This window comes from Ammoniphilus sp. YIM 78166 (assembly GCF_004522215.1).
Taxonomy (GTDB): domain Bacteria; phylum Bacillota; class Bacilli; order Aneurinibacillales; family RAOX-1; genus YIM-78166.
Window position 1 is genome coordinate 488,878 of the sequence record NZ_SDLR01000005.1, and the last position, 19,296, is coordinate 508,173.

22 protein-coding genes are annotated in these 19,296 nt (G+C 45.0%); 8 read left to right on the plus strand and 14 right to left on the minus strand.

The annotated features are described in order from the left end of the window. Positions 1–52: 52 nt before the first annotated feature. From EIZ58_RS23580 to EIZ58_RS23590, 3 genes are read right to left on the minus strand one after another with little or no spacing between them, the layout of a single operon-like run. On the minus strand, positions 53–250 hold the full coding sequence (locus EIZ58_RS23580) for a hypothetical protein (RefSeq protein WP_134703395.1): 198 nt from the start codon (positions 248–250) through the stop codon (positions 53–55). After that, positions 247–1,623, minus strand: coding sequence for a sensor histidine kinase (locus EIZ58_RS23585; protein WP_167577912.1), 1,377 nt, complete (start codon positions 1,621–1,623; stop codon positions 247–249). The genes EIZ58_RS23580 and EIZ58_RS23585 overlap by 4 nt, the downstream gene beginning before the upstream one ends. 1 nt (position 1,624) lies before the next feature. Then, the gene (locus EIZ58_RS23590; protein WP_134703397.1) at positions 1,625–2,314 is read right to left on the minus strand and encodes a response regulator transcription factor; all 690 of its coding nucleotides are present in this window, start codon (positions 2,312–2,314) and stop codon (positions 1,625–1,627) included. A 464-nt stretch (positions 2,315–2,778) separates the two neighbouring features. Here EIZ58_RS23590 and EIZ58_RS23595 point away from each other — a divergent pair, with 464 nt between their 5' ends. Further along, entirely contained in the window at positions 2,779–3,276 is a 498-nt protein-coding gene (locus tag EIZ58_RS23595; RefSeq protein ID WP_134703398.1) for a GNAT family N-acetyltransferase, read from the plus strand. Here the strand turns inward: EIZ58_RS23595 and EIZ58_RS23600 are convergent. Both EIZ58_RS23600 and EIZ58_RS23605 read right to left on the minus strand, forming a co-directional pair. Further along, complete coding sequence (locus EIZ58_RS23600) at positions 3,273–3,995, minus strand: SIR2 family NAD-dependent protein deacylase (protein WP_134703399.1); 723 nt, start codon at positions 3,993–3,995, stop codon at positions 3,273–3,275. The two genes, EIZ58_RS23595 and EIZ58_RS23600, sit on opposite strands and share 4 nt — an antisense overlap. Then, complete coding sequence (locus EIZ58_RS23605) at positions 3,992–5,263, minus strand: glycosyltransferase (protein WP_134703400.1); 1,272 nt, start codon at positions 5,261–5,263, stop codon at positions 3,992–3,994. The genes EIZ58_RS23600 and EIZ58_RS23605 overlap by 4 nt, the downstream gene beginning before the upstream one ends. A gap of 77 nt (positions 5,264–5,340) precedes the next feature. On the opposite strand from EIZ58_RS23605, the gene EIZ58_RS23610 reads away from it, so the two are divergent. Beyond that, positions 5,341–5,685 (plus strand): hypothetical protein, encoded by a 345-nt coding sequence (locus tag EIZ58_RS23610; RefSeq protein WP_134703401.1) that lies wholly within the window; start codon positions 5,341–5,343, stop codon positions 5,683–5,685. Here the strand turns inward: EIZ58_RS23610 and EIZ58_RS23615 are convergent. From EIZ58_RS23615 to EIZ58_RS23630, 5 genes are all read right to left on the minus strand, one after another. Then, entirely contained in the window at positions 5,609–6,616 is a 1,008-nt protein-coding gene (locus tag EIZ58_RS23615) for an LLM class flavin-dependent oxidoreductase (RefSeq protein WP_134703644.1), read from the minus strand. The genes EIZ58_RS23610 and EIZ58_RS23615 overlap by 77 nt on opposite strands. Positions 6,617–7,156: 540 nt before the next feature. After that, entirely contained in the window at positions 7,157–7,546 is a 390-nt protein-coding gene (locus EIZ58_RS23620; RefSeq protein WP_134703402.1) for a VOC family protein, read from the minus strand. An 18-nt stretch (positions 7,547–7,564) separates the two neighbouring features. Further along, positions 7,565–7,696, minus strand: coding sequence for a DUF6930 domain-containing protein (locus tag EIZ58_RS34925; RefSeq protein ID WP_255438385.1), 132 nt, complete (start codon positions 7,694–7,696; stop codon positions 7,565–7,567). A 294-nt stretch (positions 7,697–7,990) separates the two neighbouring features. After that, a complete protein-coding gene (gene recQ / locus EIZ58_RS23625; protein ID WP_134703403.1) occupies positions 7,991–9,772 on the minus strand; it encodes a DNA helicase RecQ in 1,782 nt (593 codons plus the stop codon). Positions 9,773–9,790: 18 nt separating this feature from the next. Further along, positions 9,791–10,498, minus strand: a complete 708-nt coding sequence (locus EIZ58_RS23630; RefSeq protein WP_240689352.1) for a SprT-like domain-containing protein — start codon at positions 10,496–10,498, stop codon at positions 9,791–9,793. Positions 10,499–10,623: 125 nt separating this feature from the next. Between EIZ58_RS23630 and EIZ58_RS23635 the strand changes: the two genes are divergently transcribed. After that, positions 10,624–10,899 carry a hypothetical protein gene (locus EIZ58_RS23635; protein ID WP_134703404.1) on the plus strand — a complete coding sequence of 92 codons (276 nt, stop codon included), beginning with the start codon at positions 10,624–10,626 and terminating at the stop codon, positions 10,897–10,899. A gap of 16 nt (positions 10,900–10,915) precedes the next feature. On the opposite strand, the gene EIZ58_RS23640 is transcribed toward EIZ58_RS23635, so the two are convergent. Then, positions 10,916–11,638 carry an oxygen-binding di-iron domain-containing protein gene (locus tag EIZ58_RS23640; RefSeq protein ID WP_134703405.1) on the minus strand — a complete coding sequence of 241 codons (723 nt, stop codon included), beginning with the start codon at positions 11,636–11,638 and terminating at the stop codon, positions 10,916–10,918. A gap of 143 nt (positions 11,639–11,781) precedes the next feature. Here EIZ58_RS23640 and EIZ58_RS23645 point away from each other — a divergent pair, with 143 nt between their 5' ends. From EIZ58_RS23645 to EIZ58_RS23655, 4 genes are all read left to right on the plus strand, one after another. Beyond that, positions 11,782–12,540: an SDR family NAD(P)-dependent oxidoreductase gene (locus tag EIZ58_RS23645; protein WP_134703406.1), complete on the plus strand. Its 759-nt coding sequence runs from the start codon at positions 11,782–11,784 to the stop codon at positions 12,538–12,540. Between the two features lie 71 nt (positions 12,541–12,611). After that, positions 12,612–12,764, plus strand: a complete 153-nt coding sequence (locus tag EIZ58_RS33770; RefSeq protein ID WP_167577913.1) for a hypothetical protein — start codon at positions 12,612–12,614, stop codon at positions 12,762–12,764. A 105-nt stretch (positions 12,765–12,869) separates the two neighbouring features. Continuing rightward, the gene (locus tag EIZ58_RS23650) at positions 12,870–14,000 is read left to right on the plus strand and encodes an acyltransferase family protein (protein WP_134703407.1); all 1,131 of its coding nucleotides are present in this window, start codon (positions 12,870–12,872) and stop codon (positions 13,998–14,000) included. Between the two features lie 51 nt (positions 14,001–14,051). Continuing rightward, on the plus strand, positions 14,052–14,708 hold the full coding sequence (locus EIZ58_RS23655) for an oxidoreductase (protein WP_167577914.1): 657 nt from the start codon (positions 14,052–14,054) through the stop codon (positions 14,706–14,708). A gap of 74 nt (positions 14,709–14,782) precedes the next feature. Here EIZ58_RS23655 and EIZ58_RS23660 read toward each other — a convergent pair whose 3' ends face one another. After that, complete coding sequence (locus EIZ58_RS23660) at positions 14,783–15,721, minus strand: alpha/beta fold hydrolase (protein WP_240689354.1); 939 nt, start codon at positions 15,719–15,721, stop codon at positions 14,783–14,785. A 184-nt stretch (positions 15,722–15,905) separates the two neighbouring features. Between EIZ58_RS23660 and rarD the strand changes: the two genes are divergently transcribed. After that, positions 15,906–16,799: an EamA family transporter RarD gene (gene rarD / locus EIZ58_RS23665; protein WP_134703409.1), complete on the plus strand. Its 894-nt coding sequence runs from the start codon at positions 15,906–15,908 to the stop codon at positions 16,797–16,799. 47 nt (positions 16,800–16,846) lie between these two features. Here rarD and EIZ58_RS23670 read toward each other — a convergent pair whose 3' ends face one another. Together EIZ58_RS23670 and htpG are read right to left on the minus strand one after the other, a co-directional pair. Next, the gene (locus tag EIZ58_RS23670; protein WP_134703410.1) at positions 16,847–17,044 is read right to left on the minus strand and encodes a hypothetical protein; all 198 of its coding nucleotides are present in this window, start codon (positions 17,042–17,044) and stop codon (positions 16,847–16,849) included. A 148-nt stretch (positions 17,045–17,192) separates the two neighbouring features. After that, positions 17,193–19,070 (minus strand): molecular chaperone HtpG, encoded by a 1,878-nt coding sequence (gene htpG / locus EIZ58_RS23675; protein WP_134703411.1) that lies wholly within the window; start codon positions 19,068–19,070, stop codon positions 17,193–17,195. Positions 19,071–19,296: the final 226 nt, after the last annotated feature.

The following is a 19,296-nucleotide window of genomic DNA, read 5'->3' on the forward strand; positions in this document are numbered from 1 at the left end:
GAAAATATGTTAGGAAATGCCAAATGCACCAGAAAAAGAGCCTACACCTTCTTTATTTCTTCTTCCGCGTCACCATATAATACAGCAATCCGAGGATAAGAACGGGTACCGCCGTCCAAAAACAGACAACAACAAACGAATGAATGAAAGTCCCCATTGGGAATCCTGCCATGGCGGCAGGGGCCATTGATAAACAAATTAAACCCGCCACAATGAGACTCCCTGCCACGGCCCTAACCAGATATTTCATAAATCCCTCTCCTCTTTTCCAATAGGAAAGCTAATTCTAAATTCCGTACCTTGCCCAACGTTACTTTGGACGGATATCGTGCCTCCTTGATGCTCTACCAGCTTTTTCACGATTGCGAGTCCTAAGCCCGTCCCCCCAAAAGCTCGAGAGCGAGACTTTTCAACCCGATGAAACCGTTCAAAGATGTACGGCAATTCTTGCTGAGGGATCCCGATCCCTGTATCGCGGATCAAGATGTGAACCTCATCATCCACTTTTTGGGTGGTTACCAATATGGTTCCTTCCTTCGTATAACGAATGGCATTATCAAGCAGGTTGATTAACACCTGCTGCATCCGATACCCATCCAATAAGAGCAAAGGAGTTTCTTCTTCTTCCACGACCAAGGAAATGTTCTTTTCCCTCATTCTCAGGTGTACACTGTCTAACGCGCCTTGCAATACCTCGGGCAAATCCACCCATTCTAGAGTAAGAGCCATCTTCCCTTCTTCAAGCTGAGATAAGTCAAAAAGATCATCGACTAAACGTTTAAGCCTCTGCGTTTCATTTTTTATAATTCGGATATGCTCCTCATTCCCCGATTGCCCTTCAAGAAGTCCTACATACCCTTGAATATAGGTAAGAGGCGTACGCAGCTCATGGGAAATATTCACAAAAAACTCTTTTCGACTATCTTCAAAGCGTTTTAAATCAGATGCTAGCTCATTAATAGCTTGAGCTAAGGATCCAATTTCATCATGGGACTCCACCGTGACTCGAACGTTTAAGTCTCCTTTGGCCATAGCCTTGGCTGCATCGACCATGTTAAGCATTGGAATCGAAAGCTTTCGTACCATCAAGATGGTAAACCCCAAAGCGAGCAAAAGGGCTCCTACCCCTGACAACATTAATACGTTTCGAATTTGGGATGCGGAATGTTCAATCGCATCCATCCCCGTCATTATTACGACAGCCCCATGGAATTGCTGGTTGAGGTTAATCGGTTTTCCCATTAAAATAAGTTGCCCAGATCCCCCTCCTTCTTCCTTGATCAATCTGTTTCCGGCAATGAGCTGGGTCCAATCCTGATCATTTAATAATTTCTGCAGATTTGTTTCGACGTTTCTTTCGATCACCACTTGCCGGTGGGAATTAAGGATAGCGACCCCGTCATCTATCATTTGCATAGCTATGACCACTTGGTTCGCCATCCCCCTTTCCTGGGATTCCACGATAATATTGACTATTTTATCACTTTGACGGTCCAGTGCTTGAAGGGATTCTTGATAATAAAAAGTTAAAAAAACTTGGTTCACGACATACCCCAAGGGCAGTAACACAACAAATAGAAGAATCACCATGGCCATTCCTAGTTTAACGACAATTGAATTCAAGCTATTTTTGAGCATGTAGCTTATAACCCACTCCCCAAACCGTTTGTATGGGATTATACGTGCAACCTGCTTTTTTCATCTTTTCCCGAATATTTTTAATGTGCTGATCGACCGTTCTGTCATCCCCGTAAAATTCTGCACCCCATACTTGCTCAAGCAACACCTCTCGGCTAAAAACTTGATTCGGCTTTTTTACAAAGATACAAAACAAATCAAATTCTTTTGCTGTCAACATAACAGGTTTTTCACCTACTCGAACTTCTCTTGAAAGGGGGTTAATCTCAATCTCAGGAAGCGTAAACCGAGTTTCCTTCGATACACTGCTTCTACGGATTAAAGCTTTCACTCTGGCAATTAACTCCTCTTGATCAAACGGCTTGGTTAAATAGTCATCTGCCCCGATATTTAAACCATAAACTTTATCTTTCGTCTCATTAATGGCCGTGAGCAATAAAATGGGGACATGGCTTTTCTCCCGAATCATTTTACACACTTCCCACCCATTTAGTCCCGGCATCATAATATCTAAGATGATCAGGTCAAACGGCTCCTGTTGAAACCGTTGGAGCGCTTGATTGCCGCTTTCCGCTTCGCTAATCTTCCAGTTCTCGGACTGAAGATAAGCTTTGATGAGATTTCGCATATTCCACTCATCATCGACAATCAAGATACTGATTTCTTCGCTTTTCATGAATCTCACCATCCTATAAATGGCCAAAAAACTTGGCTGCTCACTCAACCAAGCTTTTGACTAAAGAGTATTTTTAATGCCCACCGTGACTGCCATGGTTCCTGTCAGCCATGCATGATTAAGCTGGAAAAAGCTCGTTACAATATGAGTATAGACAAAAAATATGTAGAATGTATGAAGAGTCTTGGCATTATGATGCCATTATCTACCTATTCATAAAAGCTCTTCTTTTTTGAAGGGGCCTCTGATAAGATAAGTATCGTAAGCTATAGACAAAAAAAGATCCCACTGACAAGTCAGTAGGATTCACCGTTAAGGGGTATACGGAGAATAACATATATTGAATCAATACTAAAGAGATAGTCTATAGCTTATACGAACATCTGGCCATTTGTCGATAGTTTACTGTTAGTTGTCATAAATTTGTCATTACTAAACTGCTTGACTTGAGGAGAACTCGTCCTATGTTATTTCGAAAGATCGCACCGGATGAAACCACCCCGGTTTACCAGATGGGCTATAGAGAATGGTCTAAAGGAAGAACCTATAAACAATATGTAAAAGAAAATCAAAAAGAAGAGGATAAAGGAACCCGATACGTGCTCGTGGATGGATCGGACAACTTGATTGGGTCGCTCATTTTGATCTCCTATGAAATTTGTTTAGCTGACCTGAGTCTCCCAGTGTTTGGGCTTGGTTCCTTCGTTATCATCCCCGAAAAAAGAGGATTGGGCTATGGGAAACAAATGCTGGACAGCTGCTTCTCCACCTTCCAAAAGCAAGTCCCGGCCTTTCTTCTTTATAGTGATATTGATCCCAGTTTTTACTACTCTTTTCAATTTAAAGAGCTGCCCGCATATCAGCAGCGGTATGCTAAATCTGTGTGTATGTTGCGTGCAGAGCCTGCGATATTCAAGGAAGTTTCCAAGCTGCCTGTTCAACAGATTCCTGCTTATTTCTAGTCAGCAGCCAGGTAATGGTCCACTACCTTCAGCGCTTGGCCGGCTTGATTATAAATCGCTAGGTCAAATTGGTCATCCTGATCCGTTGGCTCCATATTGATGATCGCGATCTTCCCCTTCGTCATCCGCGGCAATTGGTTCACCGGATAAACTTGTAGGCTGGTTCCAATGACAAGGATTAGATCGGCGGATCTTATGGCAGATAAAGACTGGTCCCAGGCCACCTCTGGTAGGGCTTCTCCAAACAAGACGACATTCGGCCGCAATTTTCCCCCGCAACGTTCGCAGGTCTGCCCCGATAGAAAAGACTCGATCTTAACCTTTGTCGAACACCGATGACAGCGCGCAGAGCGAATCGAACCATGCAGTTCAAAGACGAGTTGACTCCCCGCCTTTTGGTGGAAGCCATCTACGTTTTGGGTGGCAACCGCGTGGACCCAACCTTTTGCTTCCCACTCTGCAAGAATAGCGTGACCCTCATGAGGCTGACAATCCTGAAGATTTTCCATTCTCGTTTTATAAAACTCGTGAAACAGCTCGTAGTTTCTCTCCAAGGCTTCGACAGTAGCCACCGTAGTAGGGTCTATGTTTTTCCACCAGCCACTCTTCGAGCGAAAATCGGGGAGACCGCTCTCCGTCGACATACCAGCTCCCGTTAGAACTACGGTTCGCTGTGATTGCTTTATCCACGAAGCTAATAACGCCTCATTCGAGTTCATCCTCTTTCCCTCCATCTCTCTACTTTTTTCTCGATAAATTGCGCGGTGTCTTCCAGGGCAGTTTCTCGGTTCAGATCGTTGGCTAACATGGCTGCTTTCCTGCTTAACAAAGGATTCGAGGTCAACTCCTGGATGCGATGAACAAAGCTCTCTACCGACATTTCCTTTTCCTTAAGAGGGGAAGTGGCGATCCCTAGCTCTTTCATTCTCTTCGCCCAAAACGGCTGGTCTGCGGAAAAGGGACAAATGATCATCGGCTTGCCCGACTTGAGAACCGCAGCGGTAGTCCCTGCCCCTCCATGGTGAATCACCCCGCAGGTTCTCGGAAATAACCACGTATGGGGAAGAGCATTAATGGTAAAGATACGCGGCGAAAGAGGGCTGCTTTCCATCCCACTCCAACCGGTCATCAGTACCCCTCGCTGGTTCGTTTTCTCCAATGCTTCGACCAGCATTTCCCGGACTCGGTTGGGATCCTTTAGCGGCATGCTGCTAAAGCTGATCGCAAGAGGCGGTGGACCTTCTTCTAGGAATTGCAACACCTCTGCAGACGGCTTCCAGCCTTCCTCCTCTTCCAAAAACCAGAATCCTGACATCGACACCTGATCCTTCCAGGTCGGATCATAGGGAATTACCCGGGGACTACACCCATACAAAACAGGAATCTGTTTCCCTTTAATCTTAAGATCATCCGATAATAGCGTTCGCTTCGTTGTTAGCCCTAATGTATCCTGCCTCCAGCGGTTAATGATACTGAAAAACGCAGCCATAAACAACCGATTCATTCTAAAACTTAACTGATTGATCCAGCCTATCGACGCTGAAACGGGCAAAGCCGGATTAGTAAATAAGCCGGTGGGAGCAATCACGGGAATGGGATGCGCTGCAAACACGGGAATTTGCAGTTTTTCGGTTATGTCATATCCCCCAAAGGCTTTAGGATGGTAGATCAGCACCTCCGCGTCTTGGGCAGCTTCCCATAAATCCTCCAGCATCTGCTCCATCAAGGGGTAGACCAACGTTTTCATATTTTTCAAGACGGCCAGCGGATTTCCGTTCATCATTTTTTGGCCTTCCTCGGATTGCGTAAGCTTAAGATAGTCCACACGAACCGGCGAAAAAGAAACCCCATACCCTTCCACAATCGCTTTAAAATTCTCCCCTGTGCAAATCGTCACCTCGTGACCCCTTCTCCTAAGCTCCCTTCCTAAAGCGACAAAGGGCTGCACATCTCCTCTCGTCCCGACCGTGAGGATTTTGATGTTCATGAGTTCAATCTCCTTTGTATTCGAAATTTCGTTCCGGCAAAAACTGAGACGAGCCAATAATGACGGAGGTCCGTACGATGATGAAGCAAAAACCCCTGACTGAACAAGAATGGGTTTATCGTTATGTCAAGAACAAGGACAAGCCCTTGCCTCTTATCATGGGAACGAAGGGGGGCTGGGGGATGAACGGTGAGCCCTGGATTATTCTTGTTGCCTTGTCGTTTAATGACATCATGGTACTGTGTGACCTTCACCACGTCCCTTTGTTCCACATTCGGAAAATGAAAATTCATGACCTCACCTACTATGCAGCAAGCATCACGGACCGCTCTAGAGTTACGGAAATTATGGAATCATGGCAAACGCCTCCGCCAGCAACCGATACGACTTCAGCGTCGCCTCAAAGTCAGGGGTCCTCGTGATAATCATAAATTCTTTGGTTTCATATTCTTCACTCAAGGCTAAAATGCGTGCTTTCACCTGCTCTTGAGTGCCCACAATCATGCGCTTGCGGTTTTCTCGAACCACCTCGCGTTCCAACGGACTATACGTATATTGAAGGGCAGTTTCTCGAGTTGGGATCCCTACATTGCGGATTCCTCTGCGGAACTGCAATAACATAAGATCTAAGCTCGCTGCTAACTGTTCTGCTACCTCTTCGGATTCACTACAGATCACAAAGATGGAGACGAGAGTACGAGGGATCTCTCCTAAGAGAGAAGGCTTGAAAAATTTCCGGTATGCTCTTGTCGCCCCTGCCCCTCCTTCTCCATTGATAAATTGGGCAAAAGCAAACCCTGCTCCTTTTTCCGCCGCTAATTGCGCACTATAATCGCTTGAACCGAGCAACCAAACGTCCGGTGCGGTCGCAACAACTGGTGTGGCGTAGAGGCCAGAAAAACGGTGATGGGGATCGAGTTGATCATGAAGATATCCCATTAAATCATCTAGTTGCTCAGGATAGGGGTCCCCTTGCTGCATCTTTCCTTCTTGAAGCGCACTGGTTGCGATCGGCATACCGCCAGGCGCTCTGCCTAACCCCAGATCTACCCTTCCTGGAGCTAACGCTTCTAACACACGAAAATTCTCGGCCACCTTATAAGCACTGTAGTGCGGCAGCATGACCCCACCAGAACCGATGCGAATTTGATTGGTTTTCGCAGCTATATAACCCAGGAGCACCTCTGGACTTGATCCCGCTAGACTATAGGTATGGTGATGCTCAGCCACCCAAAAGCGGTGATAACCCCACTTTTCTGCTTCTTGCGCCAGTCGAACCGTACGAGTTAGGGCCTCTATCGCCGTCCCGCCTTCAATTACCGGCGATTGGTCCAATATACTTAAGGTAATCATTGCTGCACCTCTTTTCATCTTTTTACCCTTCCTATTCTAACAGATTCTTCCTATAATATAGATAAATAACCTGTATTGGTGGACTGGAATGTGAAAAACACGCGGTATCATTGCTGTGCAAGCTGTGAACATTTTAAGGTGATCAAAGAGTCTGGACAAAAGGTTGACTATCAGTGCGCAAGGCTAGGCTACCGCACCCATCCGAAATATCAATTTGATTGCTGGAGCCCTAAACAAATCGTAAAAGACAAACTTAAAGGCTGACCCTCACATGAACAGGGGATCAGCCTTTCTTTCCTTTCAGCCTTAGTTTTCCCTCCTCATCAAGGAAGGCCCGCACCAGCGTCATCTCTTCAAATATATCTTCGTATTGCGTACCAATAATAATCCGACCTGCCTCCAGGCGATTGGCCGTAATTTCTCTTCCTGCCGTAATTCTAGTGTATCATGAGTCCGGCAATAAGGGGTGTTACGAAAATAAGATTTTCAATCGATAAAAAGAGGATAGGGCAGCCACCATAGGGACTGCCCTACCCTCTCTTATCTACCTACCGGTTGGACCAGCTGGAGTAATTCTTCATTCGGACCGTAGAAGAAAATAGTTTTTCCTCCGTCGATCGAGGAGTTGGGCGTTTCTGTTAAAAAGGTGACTCCTTCTTGTTTAAGTTTATCTATACATTCTTCAATATTTTCTACGGTAAAAGCCAAGTGGTTCACGATCCCTTTGCTAGCATAGTCGTTAGTGGACTCGATGTCTCGGATCAGCTCAATTTCAAAGCTGGGCTGGTTGGGGTGGAAAAGAAAGGCCAGCTCTCTTGCTTGGGTTGTTCCACGTATACGAAGCTGAAAATGGAATAGGCGCTGATAATACTCAATGGATTGATCCATATCCTTTACAATTAAGGCGGTATGTTCTACTTTTTTGATCATGGTTTTGTTTCCTCTCCTTTAAAATGCAAATTGACTTTTCACCTCGTCTGCCGCTTCTTGCAGCATAGGCAGTTCATCTACTAAGCGAAGTTCAATGCCGAGTTTTTTTGTCAGGGGAGCTAAAATGACGTAAGCTTCCTCCTTCTTCACCCAGATTTCTTCAGTGTAATCTTCAGCTGATAAATCATAAGTGCCACTGTCACTCCCCGGTTTTTGTCGAAAGCATTACCTAATTATACCTGAATTGGCTGTGAACATACAAAAGGCTTTTTCCCTTCTAAAAGGGAAAAAGCCTTTTTTTCTGTTTCAAATCTGCTGTTAGGTATCGGGTGCGTATATAGGAGGGATAGCAGCGTACCTAGGAGCGATACCAACATAAGAGGAGCTTTTCCATCTACTGCCTCTGCTTTAGATACCCGATACCCGCCCATCCCCCAGTGACACTCACCCCACCGACGTTTCCAATTCTCCCCGTAACACCGCCAAGAAGGCATCACCATATCGCTCCAGCTTGGACTCCCCGACTCCCTTGATTTGCAGTAACTCATGCAGGGTAATCGGCTTTCGAATCGCCATCTCGCGCAAGGTGCTGTCCGAGAAAACCACATAAGGCGGAACGCCTTGCTCATCAGCCAGCTTCTTACGAAGGGAACGGAGCAACTGGAACATGTCTTCCCCTTCCTGCGTATGGCTGCGAACCTTATGGGAACGTCGAAAAACCTTTTCTTCCCCTTTAATCACACCCACAGCAGAGGGCTGCAAGCTGAGAATCGGATACTGGCTGTCTGACAAACCCAAATAGCCGTCCGCAACAAGCAGTTGAATTAAGTCATACACTTCTTTCTCCGTTCGTTCCTTCATCAGGCCGTAAGTGGACAGCTTCTCCAATCCAAGCTCCAACACGCGTTTGTTGGACGAGCCTTTTAACACCTGTGCCACCAACGTGATGCCAAACCGCTCATTCATTCTCCGTACACAGGAAATAATCTTCTGCGCTTCAATCGTAATATCCTCAAGCTCCCCGTCATCGTTGCAGTTCCCGCAACGACCACAGTCCGCCTGCTCCACCGCCTGTCCAAAATACTCCAAAATATATCGGCGCAAACAATGCCTCGTATGACAATAATCTGCGGTTCGACGCAGACGGCTAAGCTCCAATGCCTTCCTCTCCGGGGAGGATACGGACTGCTCGATCAAAAATTTCTGCGTCAGGATGTCTTGCGGCTGAAAGAATAGGATACATTCCCCAGGCTCTCCATCTCGACCTGCGCGGCCCGCTTCCTGATAGTAAGCTTCCATGTTTTTCGGCATATTCCAATGGAACACATAGCGCACATTGGACTTATCAATCCCCATCCCAAAAGCGTTAGTAGCTACCATGACACGAACATCATCCTGCAAAAACGCTTGCTGCTGCTGCTCCCGCTCCTGGTCGCTCATACCAGCATGATATTTGCCAACGGCAATGCCCATCTCTGACAATAAGCCATGCACCTGGTCCGTCACCTTTCGAGTCGCGGTATAGATAATCCCGGCTTCGTCCCGATGCTCTTTTATATACTGGCGCAAATACGCTTCTCGGTTGACCCCCCGCAATACCGAGAACGTCAAGTTCGGCCGATCAAAGCCCGTGATATGTACGCAAGGCTGCTGCAACCCAAGTTGCTTACAAATATCTTGGCGAACCTCATCCGTTGCCGTTGCCGTAAACGCACCAACCTTAGGACGAGTCGGCAGACTCTCAATAAATGACGCAATCCTTACGTAACTCGTCCGAAAATCATGACCCCACTGCGATACACAGTGCGCTTCATCAATGGCGATGAACGGAATGGTCAATCCCTGTACAAGCGCACCAAAATTGTCAGCCTCCAACCTTTCCGGCGCAATATAGAGCAATTTATACTTCCCGGCAACAGCCTTTGCCATCGTTTCCCTTGTATCCTTCCAGCCGAGCGAGCTGTTTAAATAAGCAGCCGAAACGCCCACTTCCGCCAACGCATCCACTTGATCCTTCATAAGGGAAATAAGCGGAGAGATAACCAGTGTCGTGCCAGGCAAAAGCAAGGCGGGAATTTGATAGCAAATCGACTTCCCGCCTCCCGTCGGCATGATCCCTACCGTATCCTGCCCGCTCAATATATCGTGAATCACCCGCTCCTGTCCCGGGCGAAAATCATCGTATCCATAAATTCGTTTTAACAATCCCCTTGCTTGATGAAGCATGCCGTTTCCTCCGAACTACTATTCTTTCTCCACTTCCACCACTTGACCATTGGGAAAGATTAAGACAAATGAACCAAAGTCTAACGAACTCTTACAGCAGCGGCTGATGAGCTTTTTCTTCGGTTTTTTCTCTAATCCCGCAAAGCCACCGCAAGCCGAACAGGAAGTCACATAGCCCTCTTTCATCGCCAAAGCGTACAGGGGAGCTCCAATCTGGTGACAAAGCTGCTTAAATTCTTCATCTTCATCACGAAAAGGCCTTCCCTCCATGAATAAATGAAAGTGAGCTAACTCATGTTTAAGGGTCCCGATCACATGCTGAGCACCGAATTGATTATATTGCCACATGCTCTGCACAATGCGCAGTGGTCTCTGTGTACGAAGGTCAAAAGAAAAATACCCTGCAGCATTTTTCAACGACTTATCCCACTCAATCGGCACCTTACAGGGACGTCCAAAATACTGTAAGCTTAGCTGATTGCCAACCCAATCGAGTTCCTTATTATCCCTTGTATCCAAACTTCGAATGGCTTTCTCATGAAAGACGTCAGAATCCATAAAACTCTTGGCCTTCACTCGTGCCAGCTGCTTTAACCTTGCAATCCACTGCTTGGCTTCTTCATGTGTAAGCTGGGAAAGGCTAGCCGCTTCCAGGTTTTCCCCTACTTCCAAAAGAAGAGAGTATAACGTCTTCATCATTAATACGGTCGGTTTATCGTTTCTCATTCTGCTATTTTAGTAGACAGGTAGCCTTTTGACAACCTTTCAGAGGTACCAAAAAAAGTAGGTACTTTTGAGTTGACCTACGGGTTGCTAAACTAAACTTAAGTCTAACACACGGAGGGAACGCTTTGGAATTTAAGCTTCTGCTAATCTACTATCCATTGATCTTTTTCATTCTGGGATTTGCCCTGCAACTGATTTTATTTAAGAGACACCTGCGTTTTTTCATTCCTCTAGGGAGCTTTTTACTCACTCCTGTGATTCTTCTATTTCACTTGAAGGCTTCCCTCAGCATGGAATTGTTCTTCATGTATCCCATCCTCTATGCCGCTCTAAGCTTCAAAGGTTCTCTCCTAGCCCTCATCCTGTTGGCATTAGATCCCAGAAAAAAAATGTCCCCTTGACCGGGGACACTTCCTATCAATCTTTTAGTACTTCCTTCCATACTTCGTCGAGCTCTTCAATGGCCTTTTTTCCATCTCCATAGTAGGATGAGCCATGCATGATCGCTAACGTAACGGGACGCAGCTCAGCAAGATCTTTTAAAATCTGTCCGGTCTTGGCATTATAAGGAATGTAATTGGCGAAGGGGCTTTGTTGAAATTGAATTAAGGTTTCACGGCAATGATCTGCCAAGCTCTCTTTCGTTAGGGGAACAACATCACCGTTATGATGGAATAGATCAGAGGTCAAGAGTGTGTGGTCCGTTTCTTCAAAGAACAAACCTGCGTCCCATCCATGCGGGACGTGCGGTGTACTTATGTAGCGGTATTGCTTTTTGCCTGTTCTAAACACTTCTTGGTTCTGTAAAATGCGGGCTGGCCGAAGGGCAAAATCGTTGATATTCACAAACGCACTCACAATTCCTGTAATCGCCTCCGATTGAGGGGCTAACTCCAACCACTTATTCAGTGAACCGCATTCATCCGACTCAAAGTGGCTAAACCCAATCCATCTCAAATCGGTTGGTTTCATCAGGCGCTCTACGGCCTCCTTCATTTCGGGAAAAAACGCATTCAATCCTGTTGTAAACAGGAGCGGTTCCTCATCGCGAATTAAAAACTGGTTATACTGCATCTCTTGTTGGGGGGCGTAAATGGAGATTCGAAAAACATCAGGAGCAATTTCGTCAATCCGTGCCAATAGGATCCTCTCCTCTTGCATCATTTTACCATCGATTATATTTTACTATAGTATCAGTCGAAATTATACACAATTTTTAGAAAATTTATCTTTCAAGTTAATTCCAATAGAATAATACTATTAGAAAAGCAGGAGGACACCTTATGCATCTTGGTTTATCTGGAAAAATTGTATTGATTACAGGCGGTTCAAAAGGAATTGGCAAAGCGATCGCCCGAGCCTTTGTAGAGGAAGGAGCCCTTGTAGCTATCGCTGCAAGGAGCCAAGAAGACTTAGAAAGCGCACGGCACGAGCTCGGAGAAATCCGTACGTACGCAGGCGATTTAACCGATGTCAAGGAGCGAGCACGGGTCTTTCATGCGCTGCTTGAAGACTTCGGACGAATGGATATCCTCATCAATAATGTGGGAGGCAGCAATGGCGGACAAGCGATGGAAACCGATCTGTCCTTATTTGAACAAGCGATGCAGTTGAACTACTTCTCTGCCGTACATCTTAGCCAACTCGCTGCTGAACAGATGAAACAAACAGGCGGAGGGTCAATCATCAACATCTCCTCCATCTTCGGAAGAGAGTCCGGAGGTAAGGTCACTTATAATAATAGCAAAGCTGCTCTTATCAGCTTTACCAAGTCATTTGCCGATGAAATGATTAAAGAAGGCATTCGCGTAAACGGAGTCGCCCCCGGTTCCATCCTGCACCCCACAGGCAATTGGCAAAAGCGTCTTGAGCAAGATCCAGAAAAAATCCATCGGTTTGTCGAACAGGAAATCCCTGCCGGTCGTTTTGGCACCGTTGAGGAAGTCGCGAACGTGGTCGTTTTCCTCGCTTCCGAAAAGGCTTCCTGGGTTGTTGGAGCCACCCTCAATGTAGACGGCGGTCAATCCCGTAGTAATTTCTAATCTGTACATATCGTTCCAGATTCCTCCTCATACTAACAATGGATCTTCATTAGGAAAAGGAGGGATCGAACATGCCAACAAGAAACCGCAAAGAAATGCAACCGAAGCACATCCGTGGAGAAAACAACATCGAAGAGCGAATCGAAGAAATGATGGATGCCAAAGGAGTCGCTGAGGAAATGTCCAACCGAACCATGAACAGTGAACTGCGGGATAAAACGTAAAAGCCACCGAAAGGTGGTTTTTTATGTATTTACAAAATCTTGCTTTTAGCCGATAATCCAAAATGGGTGTTATGTTATACGTCGGTAAAATATGGGAGAGTACATATGGAAAGAAGATATGATATCGATTGGCTAAGAAATTTTGGAATTTTACTCCTTTTCCCCTTCCATTCCGCTCGTGTGTTTGATCACTGGAATCCCTTTTATGTAAAAAGCGAGCAGCTCGATTGGGGACTAAGCTGGTTTATCGCGTTAACCAGCTACTGGTTTATGCCGTTATTGTTTTGGCTCGCTGGAGCATCGTGTTGGTATGCGCTTCGTGTAAGGTCCAATAAACAGATTCGTCAGGACCGAATACAGCGGCTGTTCATCCCGTTCGTTTTTGGTCTACTCCTAGTCATACCGCCACAAGGCTACTATGCTAAATTAGCTCACACCGGTGAAGCAGGCTCTTACCTTACCTTCTTAGGCACCTTTTTTACTGATTTTAGCGACTTATCCGGGTATTTTGGCACCTTCACCCCTGCGCATCTGTGGTTTATTCTTTACTTGTTTGTCTTATCACTTGTCGCTCTGCCTTTCTTTACCTTTTTTACAGACCCCAAAAGAGCAGAGACCGTTCAAAGGTTTCACCATGTTTTTAGCCAACCGACGACCTTTATCTCCTTTTTTATCGTCTTGGTATTACTCCAAGCCTTACCTGCTCCCGGTGGGCAAAACCCTTTCTTTTTTCTAGCTCTGTTAATTATGGGATTTATCTCTTGCAGCGATGCTCGCTATCAAGACCTGTTTAATCGGATTCGCTTCCGATCCTTTCTAGCCACCTTGATTTTAGTGCCTCTGATGTTCGCGTTCATGCAACAAAGAGAAACTTTGCCTTATGCCGGAATTCTTCTCCCTTATTTACGTTCGCTAAATACTTGGCTCACGCTCATTGTTATCCTGGGTTATGGCCACCAATGGATGAATTTTCCCCATAAGTGCCTTGCTTATTTCAATGAAGCCGCATTCCCGGTCTACATCCTGCACCAAACGGTCTTAGTCGTTGTAGGCTACTATGTTCTGCCGCTTAATTTAGGAGTATACCCCATGTTTATCTTGATCATGGTACTCACGCTTGTTCTTTCCGTTCTCCTTTACGAATGGATCATTAAACGAACCGCCGTGATGCGCTGGTTATTTGGAGTCAAGGTAAGAGCAACAGCCTCCAAGCAGGTTGAATTGACTTCTCCCTAGCGTCATGTCATGATTAAACGATCGTATTCCAGTGTAAGGCAGGGAAAGCTCATGAAAAAAGCACTACTACTCGGAGCAACGGGTTTAATCGGAAGCCAATTACTCAAGCAGTTATTACAAGACGATAACTACGAAGAGGTGGTTGTCTTTGTGCGTAGGAATTTAACACATTCACATCCGAAACTTCGTCAAATTCAATTAGAAGATTTTCATCAGATGAGTCAATATCAGAATGAATTTGGCGTAAACGATGTGTTCTGTTGTCTAGGCACGACCATTAAAAAAGCTAAAACACAAGAACGGTTCAAAGAAGTAGACTTCATCTTTCCGCTGCTCGCGGCTAAGCTTGCGAAAGAGCAAGGAGCCGAACGCTATCTGCTCGTCTCCTCTATGGGAGCAGACGAGCACTCTCGCTTTTTCTATAACCAAGTAAAGGGCGAACTGGAAAAAGCAATCCAAAACCTTGGACTTCGCTCGTTCCTGATCTTTCGCCCTTCTCTTCTACTCGGAGAGCGCGCAGAGTTTCGCTTTGGCGAAAAACTTTCAGCCTGGATCAGCCAGCCTCTCTCGTTTTTGTTTACAGGTTCTTTCTTAAAGTACCGCCCGATACAAGGAGCAAAAGTAGCCGAAATCATGCATAGAATGGCCCAGACCTTCCTTCCAGGCACGCAAATCTTTGAAAATGATCAAATGCATCGGTTGAGATAGATGGATGGGTGAGGCGGATGATTCACTCAAATCTGAACGTGAGACGAATGAGTGAATCATCGAGTGCATAAGATTCATTGAAGTTGATCGTGGGCCCCTATGACTGCACCATCACCCAACCCTACCCCAATCACGCCCTCATCCTTTTCCCCTTTACCCAAAAACTCAAAAATCAACTCATTCACCCGCTCCGCTTCCTCATGCTGAATCCAGTGTGTAGCATTCTCAAAGTAAACTAATCGACCTTCGTCGCACAAAACAATGCTTTCCTCCGCCATGTTCGCTCCCAGAAATGCATCCTGTTTTCCCCACAGCAACAACACGGGTGGCTTGATTCTTTCGCTCGCACTTTTCTTTCGTTTAAGCTGTACGAATGCCCGATACCAATTCAACATGGAAGGGTAGGCTCCCGGCTGTGACCACGCTTCCCGATACCGCTCAAAATCTCCGTCTGTAAACGTTCCTTCACGGCTGCTGCCCCTCATCACTCCCACAAGTAGCTTCCAATCCGATACCCTAGCCGACCATTCAGGTATCCAAGGCAGCTGGAAAAACAGAATATACGAGCTCCGCATCATCTGCAAAGGGTTTCGGCGCAAATTACGCTGCATCACGGGCATCAAGGGGACATTACAAATGATTAACTTTTCCACTAAATGAGGGTACTGTTCAGCAACATGCCATGCGAGAAAACCTCCCCAGTCATGACCAACTAGAATCACCTTTTTCGCCCCTGTGGCCTCAATAAGCCCCACCACATCTGCGGTCAAGTGGTTCATTCGATAAGCCCGAATGCCTCTAGGTTTATCACTTTTGTTATACCCCCGCAAGTCCGGCGCCCACACCCGGTATCCCTTCTCTGCAAAGAAAGGAATCTGCCTCTTCCAGCTATACCAAAATTCGGGGAATCCGTGCAGCAGGAGCAAAACCGTCCCATCAGCTGGACCAGCTTGCATTACATGAAGTCGAATCCCATTTGTTTCGACGAAAATTGATTCCAATGGATAATCCAATGAACATCCCTCTTTATCGTTTTACTTTCAGGTATCCCCTTTCTAAGCAGCTGCTAGTCGTCAATGCACCCTATCCCCTAACCTGATTGGCGTATGAACTTGCTCCCATTTACAACCTTTGACAAAAATTCAACGCAGGATTATAGTATAGTCGAACTTAACTTTCAAAATTTAGGAGAGCTCCATGAAACAAGGATTCATCTATGCTATTTGCGCCTACTTTATGTGGGGGTTATTGCCGTTGTATTGGAAGCTATTTGCCTCATTATCGGCTTGGGAGATATTATCACATCGAATTTTTTGGTCTTTTCTATCCATAAGCATTGTCGTAACCCTAACCATAGGCTGGGAAAAGATCAAACAATCAATTACCAACCGCAAACAAATCCTAGCTATTGTGGCTTGTTCATTCCTAATTGCCATGAATTGGGTGATTTTTATCTGGGCTGTTAATGTAGATCGCGTCATTGAGACCAGTTTGGGCTATTATATCAACCCGCTAATTAATGTAGTGGCAGGCGTGCTTCTCCTGAAGGAAAAACTCCATAAAGGCCAATGGGTAGCGATCACAGTAGCAGGGCTGGGCGTCTCTATCATGGCCTTTGAATATGGGCAGGTTCCGTGGGTCTCCTTATCCTTAGCGGTTAGCTTTGCTTTATATGGTTATTTTAAAAAGTCGCTTCAGGTGGCTCCGATGGTAGGGTTACTCTGGGAAACTTTAATTGTCTTTCCTCTTGCCCTCATTTATCTGATGTATCTTCAATCACAGGGCACAGAAACCTTCTTTCATCTATCCTTACCGATTCAGCTTGCCTTAGCTGCTGCTGGAATCGCGACATTGCTGCCCCTGCTGTGGTTTGCCGAGGCTGCCAAGCGATTGCCGCTAAGTACCGTCGGTTTCATTCAATATTTGGCACCCACAACAAGCCTACTGTTAGCCATCTTTCTCTTTCATGAACCGTTTACCCAAACGGAGCTATTCAGCTTTTCCCTTATCTGGGTTTCGCTAGCGATTTATAGCTTTAGTACCTGGAAAACGCAAGCGAAAAGACCTATCCCAAAAGAAATGTCCGCCTAATAAAACAGCCCTCCGAAACACTTATCGGAGGGCTTAAACATTATGCGCTATGAAACTAGAAAATCACGATAATCCAACTGTAATTCATCCCAAAAAACGGAATCTCTTACATAATCAATATCCAACTCTTCCAATATCTCTAGAAGCTGACTACAGAAGCTATGCTTCTTGGCCGGTTCTTCTTCAGCTTTAATTCTTTCTATTAGCTCATTAGCTTCTTGCAGCAAGATTTCCCTAAAACTCATGGTCCCACTTCATCCCCTTTGGCCTATCTTCTCTCTGTTTTTCATTGTACTATATCAGGGTTAATCCTATCAATTGCGGCGTGTTGATTCACGCTTTTCCACTCGTATAAAAAGGAGGAGCCTTTATTAGGCACCTCCTTCCTTTTTTCTAGACCATCATCTTGCAAATATCATTAGTGAACTCCACTGGATCTTGAATCGGCAATCCTTCGATGAGCAACGCTTGATTATATAAAAGGTTGGTATAGAGATCTAGTTTTTCCTTATCCTGTTCAAAGGCATTTTTTAACGACTTAAACACGTCATGGTTACTATTGATTTCCAATACCTTATCTGCTTGGATGTTTTGATTATTTGGCATCGCCTTAAGGATTTTCTCCATTTCGATCGACACTTCGCCTTCCGTAGACAAACAAACCGGATGGGACTTCAAGCGTTTTGAAACGCGAACATCTTTGACCTTTCCTGCCAGCGTTTGTTTCATATGGTCAAATAGCTCTTGATGTTCCTTCTGCTCTGCATCCGTATTTTTCTCATCCGCTTCAATGCCTAAATCCCCACTAGAAACAGACTTGAACTCCTTCTCTTTATAAGTCATCAGCATACGAATCGCAAACTCATCGATCTCATCTGTAAAGTAAAGAATTTCATAGCCTTTATCTGCTACCAGCTCGGTTTGGGGCATTTTCTCGATGCGCTCATTGGTCTCCCCTGAAGCATAGTAAATATACTTTTGATCTTCAGGCATACGAGACACATACTCGTCTAGGCTCACGAGCTTCTTCTCCTTTGAGGAATAGAACAGCAGCAGGTCTTGCAAAGTATCTTTATTGGTACCGTAATCGCTGTATACACCATACTTTAGTTGTCGGCCAAAAGAGTTAAAGAATTGCTCATACTTCTCACGATCGTTCTTCAAAAGGTTTTGCAACTCATTCGTAATCTTCGTCTTAATGTTCTTTGCAATCAGCTTTAGTTGTTTATCGTGCTGTAAGATTTCTCGAGAGATATTTAGCGAAAGATCTTCCGAATCCACCATCCCTTTAACGAAGCTATAGTAATCAGGCAGGAGGTCTCCACATTTGTTCATGATAAGGACTCCATTAGAGTATAATTCTAGCCCCTTCTCGAACTCCTTGGTGTAGTAGTCAAACGGAATATTCTCCGGAATAAAGAGGATGGCATTGTAGCGAACGGCCCCATCCACACTAATGTGGATATGCTTAATCGGCTTATCAAAGCCGTAATGCTTTTCCATATAAAAGTTCTCGTAATCCTCCGGAGTCAGCTCGCTCTTATTCTTTCGCCAGATCGGAACCATGCTGTTGATAACCTGCTCTTCTTTCACGCTCTCGAATTCATTTTCCGTGCCTTCCTTGAGCTTGCTGGTGGTTATATCCATTTTGATTGGATAACGAATAAAGTCAGAATACTTTTTAATAATTCCCTTTAAGCGATACTCATCTAGATACTCATCGAAGCTTTCATCTTCGGTATTCTCTTTAATCTTAAGAATAATTTCCGTTCCAACGGAATCCTTTTCTACCGGCTCAATGGTGTACCCATCGGCTCCCTGCGATTCCCATTTGTACGCTTGATCCTGCCCTAGCGCTTTACTGATGACTGTGACTTGGTCCGCCACCATAAATGCAGAATAGAATCCTACACCAAACTGACCAATAATATCATGGCCATCCTTAATTTCATTTTCTTTTTTAAAGGCTAAAGAACCGCTCTTGGCGATCACACCCAGATTGGTCTCTAATTCCTCTTGGGTCATCCCAATCCCTGTATCAATAAGCTTCAAAGTGCGGTTTTCCTTCTCGGGAACTACCTTAATAAAATAACTGTCCTTATCAAAAGTTAAGCTGTCATCCGTTAAAGCGCGGTAGTAGATTTTATCAATGGCATCACTTGCATTGGAAATTAATTCTCGTAAAAAAATCTCTCGCTGTGAGTAGATGGAGTTGATCATCATTTCTAACAAACGTTTCGATTCGGCTTTGAATTCTTGTTTGATCGCCATATGGATGGTTCTCCCTTCTTATTTCTATATTGAAATGATATGTAAAACGAAGCCTACAGATTAGCACTCTTATAAAGAGAGTGCTAACATCTATTTTAATAACATAAAAACAGTCGTAATGTCAAGGTTCCTTCGGCTTTTTATCTTCCCTATGAAACAATTTTCGAAGTTTTTCCCCATTTTCCTTTATTTACAGATATAATATAATAAGTAATTTACTGTAAAC